The 17,575-nt window shown below is 58.1% G+C and carries 25 protein-coding genes; 24 read left to right on the top strand and 1 reads right to left on the bottom strand.

Translation table 11 applies throughout. From position 1 onward, the window contains the following. Positions 1 to 4 precede the first annotated feature (4 nt). The 16 genes from rpsN (at position 5) to B4920_RS00660 (ending at position 8,176) form a co-directional block, all read left to right on the top strand. Complete coding sequence (rpsN, locus tag B4920_RS00585) at positions 5 to 310, top strand: 30S ribosomal protein S14 (RefSeq protein WP_079432660.1); 306 nt, start codon at positions 5 to 7, stop codon at positions 308 to 310. Positions 311 to 323: 13 nt separating this feature from the next. Beyond that, a complete protein-coding gene (gene rpsH / locus B4920_RS00590; RefSeq protein WP_079432661.1) occupies positions 324 to 719 on the top strand; it encodes a 30S ribosomal protein S8 in 396 nt (131 codons plus the stop codon). Between the two features lie 12 nt (positions 720 to 731). Continuing rightward, complete coding sequence (gene rplF, locus B4920_RS00595) at positions 732 to 1,265, top strand: 50S ribosomal protein L6 (RefSeq protein ID WP_079432662.1); 534 nt, start codon at positions 732 to 734, stop codon at positions 1,263 to 1,265. Positions 1,266 to 1,277: 12 nt separating this feature from the next. Next, complete coding sequence (gene rplR, locus B4920_RS00600; protein WP_079433100.1) at positions 1,278 to 1,631, top strand: 50S ribosomal protein L18; 354 nt, start codon at positions 1,278 to 1,280, stop codon at positions 1,629 to 1,631. A gap of 12 nt (positions 1,632 to 1,643) precedes the next feature. Continuing rightward, the gene (gene rpsE, locus B4920_RS00605; RefSeq protein WP_079432663.1) at positions 1,644 to 2,171 is read left to right on the top strand and encodes a 30S ribosomal protein S5; all 528 of its coding nucleotides are present in this window, start codon (positions 1,644 to 1,646) and stop codon (positions 2,169 to 2,171) included. Between the two features lie 3 nt (positions 2,172 to 2,174). Continuing rightward, positions 2,175 to 2,357: a 50S ribosomal protein L30 gene (gene rpmD / locus B4920_RS00610; RefSeq protein WP_079432664.1), complete on the top strand. Its 183-nt coding sequence runs from the start codon at positions 2,175 to 2,177 to the stop codon at positions 2,355 to 2,357. After that, a complete protein-coding gene (rplO, locus tag B4920_RS00615; RefSeq protein WP_079432665.1) occupies positions 2,358 to 2,798 on the top strand; it encodes a 50S ribosomal protein L15 in 441 nt (146 codons plus the stop codon). Between the two features lie 71 nt (positions 2,799 to 2,869). Next, positions 2,870 to 4,132, top strand: a complete 1,263-nt coding sequence (secY, locus tag B4920_RS00620; protein ID WP_216819713.1) for a preprotein translocase subunit SecY — start codon at positions 2,870 to 2,872, stop codon at positions 4,130 to 4,132. A gap of 4 nt (positions 4,133 to 4,136) precedes the next feature. Then, a complete protein-coding gene (infA, locus tag B4920_RS00625) occupies positions 4,137 to 4,355 on the top strand; it encodes a translation initiation factor IF-1 (RefSeq protein ID WP_079432667.1) in 219 nt (72 codons plus the stop codon). Positions 4,356 to 4,379: 24 nt separating this feature from the next. Further along, the gene (gene rpmJ / locus B4920_RS00630; RefSeq protein WP_079432668.1) at positions 4,380 to 4,493 is read left to right on the top strand and encodes a 50S ribosomal protein L36; all 114 of its coding nucleotides are present in this window, start codon (positions 4,380 to 4,382) and stop codon (positions 4,491 to 4,493) included. A gap of 53 nt (positions 4,494 to 4,546) precedes the next feature. After that, entirely contained in the window at positions 4,547 to 4,909 is a 363-nt protein-coding gene (gene rpsM, locus B4920_RS00635) for a 30S ribosomal protein S13 (RefSeq protein WP_079432669.1), read from the top strand. Between the two features lie 12 nt (positions 4,910 to 4,921). Beyond that, entirely contained in the window at positions 4,922 to 5,311 is a 390-nt protein-coding gene (gene rpsK, locus B4920_RS00640) for a 30S ribosomal protein S11 (protein ID WP_079432670.1), read from the top strand. Between the two features lie 14 nt (positions 5,312 to 5,325). Continuing rightward, complete coding sequence (gene rpsD, locus B4920_RS00645; protein WP_079432671.1) at positions 5,326 to 5,955, top strand: 30S ribosomal protein S4; 630 nt, start codon at positions 5,326 to 5,328, stop codon at positions 5,953 to 5,955. A gap of 42 nt (positions 5,956 to 5,997) precedes the next feature. Continuing rightward, positions 5,998 to 6,978, top strand: a complete 981-nt coding sequence (rpoA, locus tag B4920_RS00650; protein WP_079432672.1) for a DNA-directed RNA polymerase subunit alpha — start codon at positions 5,998 to 6,000, stop codon at positions 6,976 to 6,978. Between the two features lie 26 nt (positions 6,979 to 7,004). Next, a complete protein-coding gene (gene rplQ / locus B4920_RS00655; protein ID WP_079432673.1) occupies positions 7,005 to 7,406 on the top strand; it encodes a 50S ribosomal protein L17 in 402 nt (133 codons plus the stop codon). 200 nt (positions 7,407 to 7,606) lie between these two features. Continuing rightward, on the top strand, positions 7,607 to 8,176 hold the full coding sequence (locus B4920_RS00660) for a TonB family protein (protein ID WP_161493215.1): 570 nt from the start codon (positions 7,607 to 7,609) through the stop codon (positions 8,174 to 8,176). A gap of 27 nt (positions 8,177 to 8,203) precedes the next feature. Here the strand turns inward: B4920_RS00660 and B4920_RS00665 are convergent, their stop codons facing one another. Continuing rightward, entirely contained in the window at positions 8,204 to 8,755 is a 552-nt protein-coding gene (locus B4920_RS00665; protein WP_079432675.1) for an NUDIX hydrolase, read from the bottom strand. A gap of 166 nt (positions 8,756 to 8,921) precedes the next feature. Here B4920_RS00665 and B4920_RS00670 point away from each other — a divergent pair, with 166 nt between their 5' ends. From B4920_RS00670 to B4920_RS00705, 8 genes are all read left to right on the top strand, one after another. Then, positions 8,922 to 10,937, top strand: coding sequence for a diguanylate cyclase (locus tag B4920_RS00670; RefSeq protein WP_079432676.1), 2,016 nt, complete (start codon positions 8,922 to 8,924; stop codon positions 10,935 to 10,937). Between the two features lie 120 nt (positions 10,938 to 11,057). Continuing rightward, positions 11,058 to 12,785, top strand: a complete 1,728-nt coding sequence (locus tag B4920_RS00675; protein ID WP_079433101.1) for a GGDEF domain-containing response regulator — start codon at positions 11,058 to 11,060, stop codon at positions 12,783 to 12,785. A gap of 142 nt (positions 12,786 to 12,927) precedes the next feature. Further along, positions 12,928 to 13,245, top strand: a complete 318-nt coding sequence (gene flhD / locus B4920_RS00680) for a flagellar transcriptional regulator FlhD (protein WP_079432677.1) — start codon at positions 12,928 to 12,930, stop codon at positions 13,243 to 13,245. 27 nt (positions 13,246 to 13,272) lie between these two features. Beyond that, entirely contained in the window at positions 13,273 to 13,818 is a 546-nt protein-coding gene (gene flhC, locus B4920_RS00685) for a flagellar transcriptional regulator FlhC (protein ID WP_079432678.1), read from the top strand. A 183-nt stretch (positions 13,819 to 14,001) separates the two neighbouring features. Beyond that, a complete protein-coding gene (gene motA, locus B4920_RS00690) occupies positions 14,002 to 14,853 on the top strand; it encodes a flagellar motor stator protein MotA (protein WP_079432679.1) in 852 nt (283 codons plus the stop codon). A 43-nt stretch (positions 14,854 to 14,896) separates the two neighbouring features. After that, positions 14,897 to 15,892: a flagellar motor protein MotB gene (gene motB / locus B4920_RS00695; protein ID WP_079432680.1), complete on the top strand. Its 996-nt coding sequence runs from the start codon at positions 14,897 to 14,899 to the stop codon at positions 15,890 to 15,892. 75 nt (positions 15,893 to 15,967) lie between these two features. Then, positions 15,968 to 17,158 (top strand): methyl-accepting chemotaxis protein, encoded by a 1,191-nt coding sequence (locus B4920_RS00700; protein ID WP_079432681.1) that lies wholly within the window; start codon positions 15,968 to 15,970, stop codon positions 17,156 to 17,158. Positions 17,159 to 17,183: 25 nt separating this feature from the next. Continuing rightward, positions 17,184 to 17,549, top strand: a complete 366-nt coding sequence (locus tag B4920_RS00705; protein WP_079432682.1) for a response regulator — start codon at positions 17,184 to 17,186, stop codon at positions 17,547 to 17,549. Positions 17,550 to 17,575 lie beyond the last annotated feature (26 nt).

Here is a 17,575-nt window from a genome sequence, read left to right on the forward strand (position 1 = left end):
TGATATGGCGAAACTGTCTCTGATCAAGCGCGAAGAAAAGCGCGCCAAGATGGTTGCTAAGTATGCGGCCAAGCGCGCTGCTCTATTCGAGCAGATCAATAACGCCAAGCTGTCTGACGAGGAGCGCATGGTTGCGCGTCTGAAGCTGCAGCAGTTGCCGCGCAATTCCAGCCCGAGTCGTCAGCGTAACCGCTGTGAGCAGACTGGCCGTCCGCGTGGTGTTTTCCGTAAATTCGGTCTGTGTCGTAACAAGCTGCGTGAAGTTGCCTTCCGCGGTGAAGTTCCTGGCATGACCAAGGCAAGCTGGTAAGGGGTCGATAGATATGAGCATGTCTGATCCGATCGCCGATATGCTGACGCGTATTCGTAACGCTCAGCAGGCGCAAAAGAGCTCTGTCGCGATGCCTTCCTCCAAGTTGAAGGTTGCTATCGCGAAGGTTCTGCAAAGCGAAGGTTACATCGATGATTTCGCGGTGACCGAGGCTTCTGGCAAGGCCGAACTGGCCCTGTCTCTGAAGTATTATGCGGGTCGTCCGGTTATCGAGCGCATTGAGCGTGTCAGCCGTCCTGGCTTGCGCGTTTACAAGGGTAGCGATGATCTGCCCCGCGTTATGAATGGTCTTGGCGTGGCAATCGTGTCCACTCCCAAGGGTGTGATGACTGATCGTGCAGCGCGCGCTGGCCGTCTCGGCGGCGAAGTGCTGTGCCTCGTGGCTTAAGGGGAGAGTGCAATGTCCCGTGTAGCCAAGAATCCTGTTGCCGTTCCGGCGGGTGTGGATGTCACTGTTGGTGACGGCCAGATCGTCGTGAAGGGCCCGCTGGGCACGCTGACCCAGGTTCTGCATCCGTCGGTCAAGGTTGAGCGTCAGGGCGATGCCCTGCAGTGTTCGGCGATCGAGGGTGCCGTGAATGCCAAAGCCATGTCCGGCACTGTTCGTGCTCTGGTCAATAACATGGTGGCCGGCGTTTCGAAGGGCTTCGAGCGCAAGCTGACCCTCGTTGGTGTGGGTTACCGTGCGCAAGCCCAGGGCGACAAGCTGAATCTGAGTCTCGGTTTTTCGCACCCCGTGGTGCACCAGATGCCTGCCGGTATCAAGGTTGAGACCCCGTCTCAGACCGAGATTGTCATCAAGGGTGTCGACAAGCAGGTCGTCGGCAAGGTTGCTGCTGAAGTGCGTGCGTATCGCGCTCCTGAGCCTTATAAGGGCAAGGGCGTTCGTTACTCCGACGAGGTGGTGACCTTGAAAGAAACCAAGAAGAAGTAAGGGCGGATCATGATCACCAAGAAGGAAACGCGTTTGCGCCGCGCACGGAAAACCCGTGCCAAAATTGCGGAAATGAAGGCAGTCCGTCTGTCCGTGTTCCGTTCCAATTCCCACATCTACGCGCAAGTCATCGCTGGTTGTGGTTCCAAGGTTCTGGCGGCTGCTTCGACTGTTGAGGCCGATGTGCGTGCCCAGGTTTCCAACGGTGGCAACAAGGCCGCAGCTGTGGTGGTTGGCAAGCTGATCGCCGAGCGCGCCAAAGCCGCTGGTGTTGAGGCTGTCGCTTTCGACCGCGCCGGTTTTCAGTACCACGGTCGCGTGAAGGCGCTTGCCGATGCCGCCCGCGAAGGCGGATTGAAGTTCTAAGCGAGGTTTAGCATGGCTAAGCAGCAAGGTAATAAGAAAGTGCAGGCCTCCGAGGAGCGCGACGACGGCCTGCGCGAAAAGATGGTTTCCATCAATCGTGTCACCAAGGTTGTCAAGGGCGGCCGGATTCTCGGTTTTGCCGCTCTGACCGTGGTAGGCGACGGTGATGGCAGCATCGGTATGGGCAAGGGCAAGTCCCGTGAAGTCCCGGTTGCGGTGCAAAAGGCAATGGAAGAGGCTCGTCGCAAGATGGCCAAGGTGTCCCTGAAGAACGGCACGTTGCATCATTCCGTTACCGGCAAGCACGGTGCTTCGTACGTGCTGATGCAGCCGGCTCCGCAGGGTACCGGTATCATCGCTGGCGGCGCGATGCGCGCCGTGTTCGAAGTGATGGGCGTGACCGACATCATCGCTAAGTCCATTGGTTCGACCAACCCGTATAACGTGGTTCGTGCCACGCTGAACGGTTTGTTGGCCACCAACGCTCCCTCCGTAATTGCTGCCAAGCGTGGCAAGACGGTCGAAGAGATTCAGGGGTAAGTCATGTCCGACAAGAAACTGAAGGTGACGCTGGTAAAAAGCGTTATCGGCACGAAACAGTCTCATCGTGCAACCGTGCGCGGTCTTGGGCTCCGTCGTCTCCACCATACGGTGGAACTGCAGGACACTCCTGCCGTGCGGGGCATGATCACCAAGGTCGCTTACCTCGTTAAGTTGGAGGCCTAAATGCGCCTGAATGCGATTAAACCTGCGGCGGGTGCCAAGCACGCTGCCAAGCGCGTCGGTCGTGGCATCGGCAGCGGTCTGGGCAAGACTGCGGGCCGCGGTCACAAGGGTCAAAAGTCCCGTACCGGCGGTTTCCACAAGGTGGGCTTCGAGGGCGGTCAGATGCCCATGCAGCGTCGTCTGCCTAAGCGCGGATTTGTATCTTTGACTCGGGCTCGTATCGGTGAGGTTCGTCTTTCCGAATTGCAAGCCTTGCCGGTTGAAGATGTCGATCTGCTGGTTCTGCAGCAAGCCGGTGTTGTGGCTGCGGATGCGCTTGCTGCCAAGGTCGTCCTGTCCGGCATTATCAGCCGTAAGGTCAACCTGCGCGGTGTGGCGGTGACCAAGGGTGCCAAGGCCGCTATTGAAGCCGCCGGCGGTTCCGTCGAGTCTGCCGAGTAAGGTTCAGCGTGGCGAACCAACAGTCCGCGCTGGCGGCTCCTGGTAAGTTCGGGGACCTCAAGCGACGTTTGATGTTCTTGCTGGGCGCGCTGATTGTGTATCGCATCGGCGCGCACATCCCGGTTCCCGGGATCGATCCAGTGGCCTTGGGTGATCTGTTCAAGAGTCAGAAGGGCGGTATTCTCGGAGTATTTAATCTATTCTCCGGAGGGGCTCTTTCCCGCTTTACGATCTTCGCTCTCGGGATCATGCCGTATATTTCGGCGTCGATCATCATGCAGCTGCTGACGGTTGCATCGCCGCAGCTGGAGGCGCTGAAGAAGGAAGGTGAAGCTGGACGACGGAAGATCACTCAGTTTACTCGCTATGGAACACTCGCCCTTGCGCTGTTTCAGGGGTTGGGTATCGCAGTGGCTCTGGAGTCGCAGCAAGGCTTGGTTATCGAGCCTGGGTTGATGTTCCGCTTTGTGACTGTGTCCACTCTTGTCACTGGAACCATGTTCCTGATGTGGCTTGGGGAGCAGATAACCGAGCGTGGTCTGGGCAACGGCATCTCGATCATCATTTTTGCTGGTATCGCGGCAGGTCTTCCGAATTCCTTGGGGGGCTTGTTTGAGCTGGTGCGGACTGGTGCTATGCACCCCTTCACTGCGCTGGTCATCTGTGTGTTGGTGGTGCTGGTGACGGGTGTTGTTGTCTTCGTCGAGCGCGGGCAGCGGAAGATTTTGGTGAATTACGCCAAGCGGCAGGTTGGGAACAAGATCTATGGCGGTCAGAGTTCCCATTTGCCCCTGAAGCTGAATATGGCTGGTGTGATTCCTCCCATTTTTGCTTCGAGCATCATCTTGTTTCCGGCAACCTTGGCCCAGTGGTTCGGTTCGTCCGAGCAGATGGCGTGGTTGAAGGATCTGGGTTCGACGCTTGCTCCTGGGCAGCCGATTTATGTGATCCTGTATGCGGCAGCGATAGTGTTCTTTTGCTTCTTCTATACAGCGCTTGTCTTCAGCTCTAAGGAGACTGCAGATAATCTGAAGAAGAGTGGAGCATTTGTCCCTGGTATTCGTCCGGGTGACCAGACAGCGCGTTACATCGACAAGATTCTGATGCGGCTTACGCTGGCCGGTGCGGTGTATATAACGCTGGTTTGCTTGTTGCCCGAGTTTCTGATCCTGAAGTGGAATGTACCTTTCTATTTCGGTGGGACCTCCTTGTTGATCATCGTGGTGGTGACGATGGACTTCATGTCCCAGGTTCAGGCGTACGTCATGTCCCACCAGTACGAGAGTCTTTTGAAGAAGGCTAACTTCAAGGGTTCGCGGGTTCCGCTCAAATAGTCTTATGTCGAAGGAAGATTACATTGAAATGCAGGGCGAGGTTCTCGAGAACCTTCCCAATGCAACCTTCAGGGTAAAACTAGAAAACGGCCATGTCGTTTTGGGTCACATATCTGGAAAGATGCGCATGCATTACATTCGTATTCTTCCCGGAGACAGGGTCACGGTGCAGTTGACCCCTTACGATTTGAGTAGAGCCCGGATCGTTTTCCGCGCGAAATAACAGAAAAGTAGTTAGGAGCTAGAAATGAGAGTTCAAGCATCTGTCAAGCGGCTTTGCAGAAACTGCAAGATTGTCCGCCGTAAGGGTGTGGTTCGCGTGATCTGCACGGATCCGCGTCATAAGCAGCGTCAAGGTTGATGCGGTCACCCGCATTCTTTATAATTTAATGTTTAGCATTTTGGGGTGAACGCATGGCCCGCATCGCAGGGGTAAACATTCCCAACCACAAGCACGCTGAAATCGCGTTGACCGCGATTTACGGTATCGGCCGCACCCGCGCGCAGCAGATTTGTGACGCTGCTGGTGTCGGGCGTGCAATCAGGATTAAAGAGCTTACCGAGTCCGATATGGAACGGCTGCGCGACGAAGTCGCGAAGTTTACCGTCGAAGGTGATCTGCGTCGTGAAGTAACGATGAGTATTAAGCGCCTCATGGACTTGGGGTGCTATCGCGGGGTGCGCCATCGTCGTGGTTTGCCCCTTCGTGGCCAGCGCACGCGCACGAACGCCCGTACCCGCAAGGGGCCGCGTAAGGCGATCGCTGGCAAGAAGTAATAGGGATTAGACATGGCTAAGACTGCTGCGAAGGTTCGCAAAAAGATCAAAAAGAACGTGGCTGAAGGTATCGCCCACGTTCATGCGTCTTTCAATAACACGATTATCACCATCACCGACCGGCAGGGTAACGCGCTGTCTTGGGCGACTTCTGGTGGCGCTGGCTTCAAGGGGTCCCGCAAGAGCACCCCGTTTGCCGCGCAGGTCGCTGCCGAGGCTGCCGGCAAGGTTGCCATCGAGTGCGGTATCAAGAACCTGGAAGTGCGCGTAAAGGGCCCTGGCCCTGGTCGTGAGTCCAGTGTGCGTGCGCTCAACGCGCTGGGTATCAAGATCACCACGATTACCGATATCACGCCGATCCCGCACAACGGCTGCCGTCCGCCGAAGAAGCGTCGTATCTGACAAGGAGTTGAACAGTGGCTCGTAATCTTGACCCTAAGTGCCGTCAGTGCCGTCGTGAGGGTGAGAAGCTCTTCCTGAAGGGCGAAAAATGTTTTACCGACAAGTGCGCGATTGAGCGTCGGTCCTACGCTCCTGGTCAGCATGGCCAGAAGTCTGGTCAGCGTCTTTCCGGTTATGGCGTGCAACTGCGTGAAAAGCAGAAAATCCGTCGCCTGTACGGCGTGCTTGAGCGTCAGTTCCGCAAGACTTACGCCGAAGCCGATCGTCGCAAGGGGCAGACCGGTGAAAACCTGCTGCAGCTTCTTGAAGGTCGTCTGGATGCGGTTGCTTACCGTATGGGCTTCGGAGCATCCCGTGCAGAGGCTCGGCAGGTCGTCCGTCATAACGGCGTGCTGGTGAACGGCAAGCGGGTGAATATCCCCTCGTATACGGTTCGTCCGGGCGATGAGATTCAGCTGACCGACACTGCGCGCAATCAGCTCCGCGTCAAGGCGTCGCTCGAAGCTGCTGAATCGCGCGGCTTCCCGGAGTGGTTGGCCGTCGACATCAAGGCAGGCAAGGGTACGCTCAAGGCTTACCCCCAGCGTACCGAGCTGCCCGCGACCTTGAATGAAGGTCTGGTTGTCGAACTGTATTCGCGTTAATGGTGGTCGCGCCGCAGGCGCGACTCTATAGAAGGATTGTCGATGCAAAGTAATGCTCTGCTGAAACCGCGCATCATTGAGGTGCAGAACGTTTCGCCGGTGCACGCTCGTGTGACGATGGAGCCGTTTGAACGCGGCTTCGGTCATACGCTGGGCAATGCCCTGCGGCGTATTCTGCTGTCCTCTCTGCCGGGCTACGCACCGACCGAGGTGTCGATCGAGGGCGTACTGCATGAGTACTCGACGCTCGATGGTGTGCGGGAAGATGTGGTTGATCTTCTCCTTAACCTGAAGGGTGTTGTCCTCAAGTTGCACGGCCGTGCTGAAGCCACGTTGTCGTTGGCGAAGTCCGGTGAAGGCGTGGTGACGGCGGCTGATATTGAAGTCTCCCATGACGTCGAGGTGATCAACCCGGATCACGTGCTGGCTCATCTTGCCCCGGGTGGTAAGTTGGACCTGCAGATTAAGGTTGAGCAGGGCCGTGGTTACGTGCCTGGCAACCAACGTCCCGCTGCCAACGAGTCCAAGACGATTGGGCGCATTGTTCTCGATGCGTCTTTCAGCCCGGTTCGTCGCGTTAGTTACGCAGTCGAGAGTGCGCGGGTTGAGCAGCGTACCGATCTGGATCGTCTGGTTCTCGACATCGAGACCAACGGTGCAGTCGATCCGGAGGAGGCAGTGCGTTTTGCTGCCCGTGTCTTGATGGATCAGCTATCGGTGTTTGCTGATCTGGAAGGCACTCCGACGGCCGTGGAAGCTCCGAAGGCGCCGGCCATCGATCCGATCCTTTTGCGTCCGGTAGATGATCTCGAATTGACGGTTCGTTCGGCTAACTGTTTGAAGGCCGAGAACATTTATTACATCGGTGATCTGATTCAGCGCACCGAAACCGAATTGCTCAAGACCCCGAACCTGGGGCGTAAGTCGCTGAATGAGATCAAGGAAGTCCTTGCCTCGCGCGGTTTGACGCTGGGCATGAAACTTGAAAACTGGCCGCCGGCCGGGCTGGAAAAGCTCGGTTGAGCGTAACGAAGAAGAGGTAATTTCAAATGCGTCACCGTAACGGTCTTCGCAAGCTCAACCGCACCAGCAGCCATCGTCAGGCTATGCTGCGCAACATGGCAAATTCCTTGCTGCGTCACGAAGTCATCAAGACGACCGTGCCGAAGGCCAAGGAACTGCGCAAGGTTGTTGAGCCGCTGATCACGCTTGGTAAGAAGCCGAGCCTGGCTAATCGTCGTCTGGCATTCGATCGCCTGCGCGATCGTGAAATCGTCGTCAAGATTTTTGACGAACTGGGTCCGCGTTTTGCCGCCCGTAATGGTGGTTATCTGCGTATCCTGAAGTGCGGTTTCCGTGATGGCGATAACGCTCCGCTGGCGTTCGTTGAACTGGTGGATCGTCCGGAGGGCGAAGTTGAAGCTCCGGAAGCCGAGCAAGCAGCGGCGTAAGCCGGAGAGTTAGAAAGCACGTGGCAAGGAGGGTCAGCGTAAGCTGGCCCTTTTTGTTTTTGTGGGTGACGGTTGTGCGTAAGAGGCTCGAGATGGGGCGCTATTTGTATGCAGTGTTCGCGGTCTCGTTATTCCTGCATCTGGTTCTGTTTTGGCCAGGTCCGCAGAGGCTTGCGCCGCCCGTCGCTACGAGGTTTGTCGTGCGTTTGGTTGACCGTCCTGCAGCCAAAGACAACTCTGCGGTTTGGGAGTCGAAACCAAAAGCTGAGGAAGTGCATACCCGCGGGGAGCCTTTGGAGGGCGCGGGCCGGATGGCGGAGCGTGTTGTCCCTCTCCAGGGGGCGTCAGGTCAGCGGCAAATCGCCATGGTGGAAGGCAGGCCCGTTACTGGGGCAAAGGCCAGCGTGGAGCCTCCTTCGTCATTTGCTGCGGATACCTTGGTTGCGCCAGTCAGCTCAAAGGTGTTGGACGACGATGTAGAGGCTGCCTGGGTCAGAAGATACCGGCTGGCTCTCGCCATTGCCGCCGTCCGTTTGCAGTACGCGTCAGGGAAAGGCACTGCGAGTAGGGGGGCGGGGCAATCAGTGGTTGTTGTGCACTTCAGGTCGGGGGGCGCGCTTCCCGAGATTCGTCTGTCTGAATCCAGTGGCCAGAGCGTTTTGGATGAAGGCGCGCTGGATCTTATACGGCGTGCCGTTCTGGAGGTGCCAGCACCTGCGCAGAATCAGCCATTCTCGGTGGTGCTGCCGGTGCTGTTCGAGACCATGTAGTGACGGTGTTTCAGGTCCGCGGGACGTCTATCGGTAGGTTCCGGGAATCGGGATGGCCAGTGTTGTTGCATGCAGGTCGAAGCGCCCACGGCGGCGGTCTTCGAAATAGCACTTCAATGTGTAGTCGATGGAGCGGAAAGCGATCTCATCCCATGGGATGTCGTCCTCCGTGATCAGGGATGCTTCGAGAGACTCTTCACCTGGTGAGAAATCGGGGTCGAGTAGCCTTGCACGATAGATGATGTGGATCTGGCTGATGTGGGGCAGGTCCACGAAGGTGAACATCTCCGCGAGGGCAATCTTCGCTCCTGCTTCCTCGAGTGTTTCGCGTAATGCGGCTTCGCCGGTGGTTTCGTTGTTTTCCATGAAACCTGCGGGTAAAGTCCAGCAACCGTAGCGCGGTTCGATTGCCCGGCGACACATGAGGATCTTGTCTCCCCATTCGGCGATAGCGCCAACCACAACCTTCGGGTTTTGGTAGTGGATCGTTCCACACTGGTTGCAGACGTGGCGGGGAAGATTGTCGCCCGGTGGAACCTTGAGGCTGACTGGGGCGCCGCAGTGGGAACAGAAATTCATGATTGGCGGACTGGCTTGGACATTCCGGTCATTCTAATTCAATGGCCGTGGGGTATACGTACCGCTTGTTGCTGTGTGTTGGAGTTCGCGTTTGTGCTCAAGTGAGAGTGCGATGCTCCGATACTGACAGCTGGACTGGAAACGCTGGCGAGAGCCAGGCGGGAATATGGCAGCGTCGATTGATATTACGAAGTTCGAGCAGTTGAAGGTATCCGGGGATTTGCCGTCTCCGAAGGGTGTTGCGCTGGCCATCATCAAGTTGATTCAGCGAGAGAGTAGCTCGATCGACGATCTAGCCCGCATCGTGAAGACGGATCCTGCGTTTGTGGGACGTTTGATCAAGGCGGCCAATTCGCGTACGGCGCACGGGCGGCGTGCAGTGGCGTCCGTACACGAGGCGTTGATGGTGCTGGGTTTGCCGGCTGTTCGGACGCTTGCTCTGGGGTTCTCGCTCCTTTCGAATTACCGGGGAGGAGCGTGCAAGAGCTTTGATTATGAGCGCTACTGGAGCGGATGTCTGGTTTATGGCATTGCGATGCAAGCAATCACCCAGAGAACGCGAATCGCTGCCGCGGAAGAAACGTTTTGTCTCGGGCTTCTAGCCAGGGTTGGCGAGCTGGCGCTCGCCACACTTTATCCTGACGACTACGAGCGAGTGCTCCGACAGATGCTGGAGTTTCGTGATGTCAGTTTGGCGCAGCTCGAACAAAAGATGTTCGCGATGGACCATCGGCAGCTGACATCGGCAATGCTGTCTGATTGGGGTATGCCGCGCATCTTCCATGAAACGGCCTATTTTGCGGAGGCGCCGGAGGAGTCGGGTTATGCCGATGGGTCTCGCGAGTTTGTGGTTGTGCAGTCCCTTCACCTTGCTGCCTACATAGCAGAAGTGTGTACGGCTGCACCGCCCGAACGTCCCAATCTGATGAAAAGGCTGTTCGAGATCGGGGGGCATCTTTCTTTCGATCGGGGCGCGGTGACCGAACTGTGTGACCATGTCGTCGGTGAGTGGCAAGCCTGGGGGCAGCTTCTGGCCCTGCATGCTGATGAGGTGCCTTCATTCAACGAGCTGGCGATCCGCGGTGAGGAGCTGGCCGCGCGTCGCGCGGATCTGCCTGAAGCCACCGGAGCCTTTCAAGCGAGTGTTGCCGAGGCTGAAGAACAGGCGTCCGCAGTGGATTCAAGTGCTCTTGGAAGCCCGCCGATGCGAGTGCTCATCGTCGATGACGATGCCTCCATGCGTGGTGTGGTGCGCAAGGTCCTGGAAACTGTGGGGCACCGGGTGATGGAGGCGGGTGATGGGCGGACGGGCATGGAGATGGCGCTCGAGTTCCAGCCCCAGCTGATGATCGTGGACTGGGTCATGCCCGAGATGAGCGGGCTTGAGCTGACGCGTGCGCTGCGCCAGACGAAGATTGGGCGGGCCATTTACATCCTCATCATGACCAGTCTCGACGACGACGACCGCCTGATTGAGGCGTTTGAAAATGGCGTCGACGATTTCATGAACAAGCCGATCAATCCGCGCGTCTTGGCTGCACGTTTGCGCGCGGGGCAGCGAGTGATTCGCCTGCAGCAGGAGGTGGATCGCGATCGTGAAGAAATTCGCCGTTTTGCCGCAGAGCTTGCGGTGTCGAATCGACGGCTCCAGGAGGTGGCGCTGACCGATGCCTTGACGGGCTTTCCGAACCGGCGCTACGCGATGGATCGAATACAGCAGGAGTGGCTGGTGTCGTCACGTACGCGCCGTGCCTTGTCGGTGATGGTCATCGATGTGGATCAGTTCAAGCACTACAACGATTCTCATGGTCATGACGTGGGCGATGCGGTATTGAAGCGTGTTGCAGCCGTAGTCAAGGGCGCACTGCGGGCCCAGGACGTCGTGGCAAGAACGGGGGGGGACGAATTCCTGGTCATCTGCCCGGATACGAATCTGGATGCGGCGCTGGCCTGCGCGGAGCGCGTGCGCTTTGCGGTTGAGAATGCGAGAGCGCCGCTCAATGGCATCTCCCTCCGGATTTCGCTCAGTATCGGTGTGGCGAGTCGGGATGGGCAGATGTCAGAACCTGACGCGCTGATCAAGCGTGCCGATCAGGCACTCTATCTGGCGAAGGAGAAGGGAAGGAATCGGGTCATGAGCGTGCAGGTTTCACGTCCGGGGCCTGTTGTCCCGCCTCGCTGAGAGCCGTGGGCTTCATCTCGTCCTGATTTCGCAACTGATAATGGTAGTCGCGCGTCGATGAATCTGAACGGGTACGTAGGGAATCGCGAAGGGGGGGGCGACGGAGATATCGGAATCCTGGTGATTGACGATAGTGAGGACGACGTCTTTCTTTTGGGGCGAGCTCTCGCTAAGTGGGGGATGAAGGTCCGCTGCGAGCGTGTCGACAACGAAGGCGCAATGCGGGATGCGTTACGTGAGTCCGTGTGGGACATTGTCATTTCCGATCACCGTATGCCGGGATTCGACTCCACCGCCGCGCTGCAGGTCCTGAAGGACAGCGGTTGTGACCTTCCGTTTGTGATCTATTCGGGGGTGATCAGCGACCAGCAGGCATTCTCGTCCATGCTGGATGGGGTCAGCGATTATGTGCCGAAGGGCAATTATGCTCGGCTCGTACCGGTCATCACCCGAGAGTTGCGCGGCGCCGCAGCCCGCAGGGTGGCGCGGGAAGCAGGGAGTCAGATTCAGGCGCTGGCCTATTTCGACTCACTTTCGCGTTTGCCGAACCGGCAGCTGATGTGTGCACGCCTGGCCGAATGGGCGCGGGAGGCCGTCGCCAGGCAGGTCCCGTTGAAGGCGGCGGTCTTTCATGTCGATCTGGACCGTTTTCAGCGCATCAATTCGAGTTTTGGCTACGAGGCCGGTAATGTCCTGTTGCGTCAAGTGGCCAAGCGGCTGCTGGAGAGTTCCGAATCCCACGGGCTGGTCGCGCGCCTGGGGGGAGATGCCTTCGGCATCCTTGTGCCGGGCGTCTGCGAGCGCACGGGGGCGGATGTGTTTGCCCGCTGGTTGCTGCGTGCTTTCGAACTCCCCTTTGCACTGGATAGGATCGAATTGTTCTTGTCGGTCAGCGTCGGTGTGGCCTGGCTGCGCGAGGGGGATGGCGATGTCTTTTCTCTGCTGACCAATGCAGAAGCGGCCATGAGTGCGGTCAAGCAAAAAGGAGGAAATGGTTTCCTTTTTTTTGATTCGGACATGCTGGCCGGTTCGGCTGAACGGATCGCGCTGGAGAGTGATCTGCGCTTCGCCATCGAGCGCAGGGAGCTATGGGTCGCCTACCAACCTTGTGTCGAGGGGGGCAATGGTCGCGTGGTCAGTGCGGAGGCGCTCTTGCGTTGGCGGCATCCCCGCCTGGGGCCTGTCGGTCCGGATCGCTTCATTCCGATTGCGGACGAAAACGGCATGATCATCGAGCTCGGTGAGTGGGTCATGCGGGAGGCGTGTCGGGAATGTCGGCGGTGGCGCGATATGGGGCGAGGTGACATGTTCGTTTCGGTCAATGTGTCGGCCGTCCAGTTCGCTCAACCCCGTCTAATCGAGGTGGTGCGGCTTGCGCTCGAGGATGCTGGCTTGGAGCCGGCCGGTCTGCAGCTCGAAATAACGGAATCGTCCCTGATGCAGGATGCAGAAACCGCTGTGGCCATGCTGAGGGCGTTCAAGAACATGGGAGTTCGGGTCGCCATCGACGATTTTGGGACGGGCTATTCGTCACTGGCTTACCTCAAGCGTTTCCCCGTTGACGTGATCAAAGTTGACCAGTCTTTTGTGCGTGATCTGTGCGATGACGAAGAAAATGCCGCGATTGTGCGTGCGATCATCGTGCTGGCGCGCAGCATGCGTCTTCACGTGATTGCGGAAGGTGTCGAGTCATCGAGTCAGGCGGATGCCCTGCGCACTGATGGGTGTGACTTCTTTCAGGGCTATCTGTTCGGAAGGCCTGTGGCGGCTGAGGATTTTCGGGCTGCACTGGCCAGGATCGCGGATGGCGTGGTCGACAATACGTTGCGGGATCTGCGGAGTAATTAGTCTAATATTTTTTGGTAGGATTTTTCCCTACATTTGTGTACAGTTTTTTCTTACTTCATAATCCGTCGCCGTCGGATGGCGAGCCTTGCCGGGTAACGGCAGAATTTGCCGCATACGATGGCCGAATGCTGAGGAGAAAACCATGCGCACCAATGGTATGCAAGATGAAATCAGAGAGTTGAATCTCGCTTACCTGATGCTGGCCCAGCAGATGCTGCGGGAAGACCGCGCCGCGGCCATCTATCGCCTCGGCGTTGGCGAAGATGTGGCGGCGATCCTTGAGGGATTGAGTGCCGCGCAGGTTCTCCGCATGGCCAGTTCGAACATGCTGCTGTGCCAGTTCCGCTTCAACGACACGATGCTGGTCGATCTGCTGTCGGCGCATGGGCGGGAGCGCGGCACTGCTCATTTGCATGCAGCCATCCTGGCTGCAGGCCGTCCGGTAGAGGATCTGGCCTGATCGTTGTATCTGCGCCGAGGTTCTGCCATGCGTAACAAGAGCGTGTTGCTTGAAGCGCAGGACATCCAGAAGGCCGTAGAGCTGATACGTCTCGGTGCACGGATGCAGATGCTCGAGGCGGAGACGTCCCTGAGTCGTGAGCGCCTGCTCAAGCTGTACAAAGAGGTCAAGGGCGTCTCTCCGCCCAAGGGGATGCTGCCGTTCTCCACTGACTGGTTCATGTCGTGGCAGCCGAATATTCATGCGTCCTTGTTCATGGCGCTGTACCGGTTTGTGCGCAGGCATGCCAAGCTTGAAGGGCTGGATGCGATCGTGCAGGGATACCGCCTGTATAACGAGCACATCGAGTCTTTCGAGATGGAGCAGGTGCTCAGCCTGACCCGGGCGTGGACGCTGATCCGGTTCTTTGATGCCAACTTGCTGCAGTCGGCCCGGTGTACATGCTGCGGGGGGGAGTTTGTGGCCCATGCTTTCGACCCTACCCATGAGTACGTGTGCGGGTTGTGTCATGTGCCTTCCCGTGCAGGGAAGACTCGACGCGCTGTGCCGGGTACGGAGGCTGCTGCGCCCTGATGCAGCTTGGCTGTCTTGCAGAAAATGCCGCCATCCTTGTGGCGGCATTTTTTTTGCATCTCTGGGAACGATAGGCTGGCTCCGGGGGCTCAAGTTTCCTGGGCGAGGGCCGATATCGCCGAAGAAGAATAACGCTCCGGATGCGTTGCCGTAGGAACGTGTCCGCTGATAGAGGTTGCTGCGATGTTTTTGATCATCGGCTATGTGATTATCCTGGCGGCTTCGCTGGGCACTTATGCGGTGCACGGCAGCCTGGCCGCATTGTGGGTGCCCACCGAGTACATCGCTATTGTCGGTCTGACCATTGGCGGCTTTGTTGCGGGCAATGGCCCCAAGGCCATCAAGGGGACGATTGCGGCACTGCCTACCATCTTCAAAGGGTCGCCCTATAACAAGGCGTTCTATGTCGATGTGTTGTGCATGCTCTACGAGATCCTTGCCAAAGTGCGCAAGGAAGGGCTGATGTCGATCGAGGGCGACGTGGAGAATCCGGACGGCAGTCCGATTCTTTCCAAGTACCCGGCCTTCACTGCGGATCATCATGCCGTCGATTTCCTGTGCGATTACCTGCGAATGATGGTCGGTGGCAATTTGAACGCATTTGAAATCGAGAATCTGATGGATGTGGAAATGGAAACCCATCATCAGGAAGCCCATGGTCCGGCCCACGTGGTATCCAAGGTCGCCGACGGTGTGCCGGCTTTCGGTATCGTCGTGGCGGTGATGGGCGTGGTGAACGTGATGGGGTCGGTCGGACAGCCTCCGGCCGTGCTTGGCAAGATGATCGGCGGTGCGCTGGTCGGGACCTTTCTGGGTATTCTCGTTTCATATGGCTTCGTCGCTCCTGTTGCTGGACAGCTTGAGCAGAAGGTGGATGAGGGTGGGAAGATCTACCAGTGCATCAAGGCAGTATTGCTGGCCAGCATGAACGGTTATGCACCTCAGGTGGCCGTGGAGTTCGGCCGGAAGGTCCTGTTCTCGTCGGACAGGCCCAGCTTTGCCGAGTTGGAAGAAGCCATCAAGAGCCGCAAGTGAGGTCGGCTACCGTGGATTGCCAGGGAGCGGGAGGGGGCGCTGAATGAGCGACGATACCCAGCAGCCAATTGTCGTCAAGAAAATCAAGAAAGGCGGCGGCGGAGCCCATGGTGGTGCCTGGAAGATCGCCTACGCCGACTTCGTGACGGCGATGATGGCTTTCTTCCTGTTGATGTGGCTTCTGGGCTCGACCGCGCAGGGGGATTTGAAAGGGATTGCCGATTTTTTCAGTTCGCCTCTCAAGGTTGCCATGAACGGCGGTTCCGGGGCTGGCGATGCACTCAGCCCAATTGCCGGCGGGGGGCAGGATCTGACGCGTTCCGTCGGGCAGGTGAAGCGTGGCGACGTGGATGGCAAGCGCTCGGTCAACATCGAGGCTGCAAAGGGCGCGACCAAGCCGGAAGGGGATGACGGCAAGAGCGTCCAGAGCAAGAACGAGGAGCGGAAGGAGCGGGCCAAGCTCGAGGATTTGAAGGGGCAGATAGAGGCGATCATTGAAGCCAGCCCCAGCTTGCGTGCGTTCAAGAGCCAGCTCTTGCTGGATATCACATCGGAAGGCCTGCGCATCCAGATCGTGGATGAGCAGAACCGACCGATGTTCGATTCCGCCAGCGCCACACTCCGGCCATATACGCAAGAGTTGTTGCGTGCCATCGGTTCGACACTCAATGGTGTGGAAAACAATGTCAGCCTCTCCGGGCATACCGATTCGACCCGTTATGCGGGAGGGGAGCGAGGCTTTTCGAACTGGGAGCTTTCCGCGAACCGTGCCAACGCTTCGCGGCGTGAACTGGTTGCAGGGGGGCTTGCCGAAGGAAAAATGGTGCGGGTTGTCGGTCTCGCCGATACCGTGCCACTCGATGCAGCAAATCCGAATGCGTCCATCAACCGAAGGATCAGCATCATCGTGCTCAACCGGCATGCCGAGGCTGCGCTGAAAGCGAGTACCAATCGGACCCTGGAGGTCAGCAGTGGTGATGATATGGATGCGACGGATATTCGCCGTGGCATGGTAAAAGGCACACGTCCTGCGCAGTGAGTCCTGTCTGCGTGGGCGATTTTGCGAATGGCGACAAGCGGCTTTCGGTGATCCGATTGGCCAGGTGCTAGGAAAATGTCACGATCAAATGCAGTTTTAGCCGGTGTGGTGTGGTCTCTGTTGATCACTGGCGTGGCGGCTGTTCTTCTCGAAGCCAATGTTTGGCAGGTGCTGGCCTGCGCTCTGCTCGCTGTTGGCTGGGGAGGGCTGCTCTTGCTGCAGGGGCGGAATTCGTCGGGCGATGTACCGGGTGACCTTCCTCCGTCGGGAAGTGCGGGGTTGGCTACTGTGGAGCAGGCGTTGCATGAAAGTATCCAGGGGTTCCGGGGGCAGCACGAAGCGGTGCTGGACGAAGTTCGGCGGGTGGAGGAAATGTTGTCCGGAGCCATTGTGACGCTGACGCAGAGTTTTCAGGGCATCCTGGCCGCCACCAATGAGCAGCAGGTGATTGCCCTTGGGTTGGCCAAGGAAGGGGATACCGTCGATGGCATCAGCCGCTTCGATGGCTTTGTCGCTCATACGTCCGGAGTCATGCAGCGGGTGGTGGATAGCGTCGTTACCAACAGCAAGCTGGGCATGGAGTTGGTGGAACTGACCGATCGCATCTCCAAGCGGGCCAGCGATGTGGAAACGATCCTCGGTGAGATTGGGGCGATTGCCAAGCAGACCAATCTGCTGGCCCTTAATGCAGCCATCGAGGCGGCCCGCGCCGGGGAGGCCGGTCGTGGCTTTGCAGTGGTGGCCGATGAAGTGAGGGATTTGTCTACTCGTACGACCCAGTTCAGCCAGCAGATCGCTGTGGTGATGAAGTCCATGCGGGAAGGTGTGAAGGGGACGGAAGAGGCGATTGCCAAGCTGGCATCCACGGACATGAACTTTGCGCTGGAGTCGAAGCAGCAGGTGGAGCGGGTGCTGACGTCGATGGAGGCGCTCAACAAGTCTCGCAGCGGAGCCATCCGGGAACTGGGTGAGCATACCCATGCGATGGACGCGGAGGTGAATCGCGCGGTGACGGCGCTGCAGTTTCAGGATCTCGTGTCCCAACTGATCGGGCGCGTACAGCGACGGATCGAAGGACTCGGCCTTGTGGAGAAGGAACTGGATGCCATGATGGGCGAAATCCGGCTTGCCGGTGTGGGCGATGTCCGCTCCCTGCAGCATGCTGCCGAGTCTGTCCAGCGGCGGATTGCCGAACTTGTCGTTGTCGAAGAGCGCGTGAGCGGACGTGCCCAGGAAGTCTCGCATGGCGAGATCGATTTGTTTTAGTTTTAAGAACCCTAGGAAATAGACGATGGCCAAGATCGTACTGACTGTTGATGATTCTGCTTCCATCCGGCAGATGGTTTCATTCACCCTGAAAAGTGCTGGCTACGAAGTCATCGAAGCCGTCGATGGCATGGATGGTCTCGACAAGGCAAAAGCCAAGGCCTGCAATCTGGTTCTGACCGACCAGAACATGCCTCGCATGGATGGCTTGTCTCTGATCAAGTCGCTGCGGGCCATGCCCCAGTATCGCTCGGTGCCGATCCTGATGTTGACCACCGAGTCCTCCGACACGATGAAGTCCCAGGGGCGTGCCGCGGGTGCCACGGGCTGGCTGGTGAAGCCCTTCGATCCGCAGAAGCTCATCGAAGTGGTCAAGAAGGTGATCGGCTGATTACGCTGTCGTAGGGCGGGCATCAC

This window comes from Zoogloea sp. LCSB751, assembly GCF_002028455.1.
GTDB lineage: Bacteria > Pseudomonadota > Gammaproteobacteria > Burkholderiales > Rhodocyclaceae > Zoogloea.

What these genes read in the sequence shown, in the direction of transcription:
- rpoA (WP_079432672.1), top strand. Translation starts at nt 5,998, where the DNA reads ATGCAAAGTAATGCTCTGCTGAAACCGCGCATCATTGAGGTGCAGAAC.
- B4920_RS00705 (WP_079432682.1), top strand. Translation starts at nt 17,184, where the DNA reads ATGGCCAAGATCGTACTGACTGTTGATGATTCTGCTTCCATCCGGCAG.
- rpmJ (WP_079432668.1), top strand. Translation starts at nt 4,380, where the DNA reads ATGAGAGTTCAAGCATCTGTCAAGCGGCTTTGCAGAAACTGCAAGATT.
- rpsE (WP_079432663.1), top strand. Translation starts at nt 1,644, where the DNA reads ATGGCTAAGCAGCAAGGTAATAAGAAAGTGCAGGCCTCCGAGGAGCGC.
- flhC (WP_079432678.1), top strand. Translation starts at nt 13,273, where the DNA reads ATGCGTAACAAGAGCGTGTTGCTTGAAGCGCAGGACATCCAGAAGGCC.
- rplO (WP_079432665.1), top strand. Translation starts at nt 2,358, where the DNA reads ATGCGCCTGAATGCGATTAAACCTGCGGCGGGTGCCAAGCACGCTGCC.
- motB (WP_079432680.1), top strand. Translation starts at nt 14,897, where the DNA reads ATGAGCGACGATACCCAGCAGCCAATTGTCGTCAAGAAAATCAAGAAA.
- flhD (WP_079432677.1), top strand. Translation starts at nt 12,928, where the DNA reads ATGCGCACCAATGGTATGCAAGATGAAATCAGAGAGTTGAATCTCGCT.
- B4920_RS00700 (WP_079432681.1), top strand. Translation starts at nt 15,968, where the DNA reads ATGTCACGATCAAATGCAGTTTTAGCCGGTGTGGTGTGGTCTCTGTTG.
- rplQ (WP_079432673.1), top strand. Translation starts at nt 7,005, where the DNA reads ATGCGTCACCGTAACGGTCTTCGCAAGCTCAACCGCACCAGCAGCCAT.
- rpsN (WP_079432660.1), top strand. Translation starts at nt 5, where the DNA reads ATGGCGAAACTGTCTCTGATCAAGCGCGAAGAAAAGCGCGCCAAGATG.
- B4920_RS00665 (WP_079432675.1), bottom strand. Translation starts at nt 8,755, where the DNA reads ATGAATTTCTGTTCCCACTGCGGCGCCCCAGTCAGCCTCAAGGTTCCA.
- rpmD (WP_079432664.1), top strand. Translation starts at nt 2,175, where the DNA reads ATGTCCGACAAGAAACTGAAGGTGACGCTGGTAAAAAGCGTTATCGGC.
- rpsM (WP_079432669.1), top strand. Translation starts at nt 4,547, where the DNA reads ATGGCCCGCATCGCAGGGGTAAACATTCCCAACCACAAGCACGCTGAA.
- motA (WP_079432679.1), top strand. Translation starts at nt 14,002, where the DNA reads ATGTTTTTGATCATCGGCTATGTGATTATCCTGGCGGCTTCGCTGGGC.
- infA (WP_079432667.1), top strand. Translation starts at nt 4,137, where the DNA reads ATGTCGAAGGAAGATTACATTGAAATGCAGGGCGAGGTTCTCGAGAAC.
- rpsH (WP_079432661.1), top strand. Translation starts at nt 324, where the DNA reads ATGAGCATGTCTGATCCGATCGCCGATATGCTGACGCGTATTCGTAAC.
- B4920_RS00670 (WP_079432676.1), top strand. Translation starts at nt 8,922, where the DNA reads ATGGCAGCGTCGATTGATATTACGAAGTTCGAGCAGTTGAAGGTATCC.
- rpsK (WP_079432670.1), top strand. Translation starts at nt 4,922, where the DNA reads ATGGCTAAGACTGCTGCGAAGGTTCGCAAAAAGATCAAAAAGAACGTG.
- secY (WP_216819713.1), top strand. Translation starts at nt 2,870, where the DNA reads ATGTTCTTGCTGGGCGCGCTGATTGTGTATCGCATCGGCGCGCACATC.
- rplF (WP_079432662.1), top strand. Translation starts at nt 732, where the DNA reads ATGTCCCGTGTAGCCAAGAATCCTGTTGCCGTTCCGGCGGGTGTGGAT.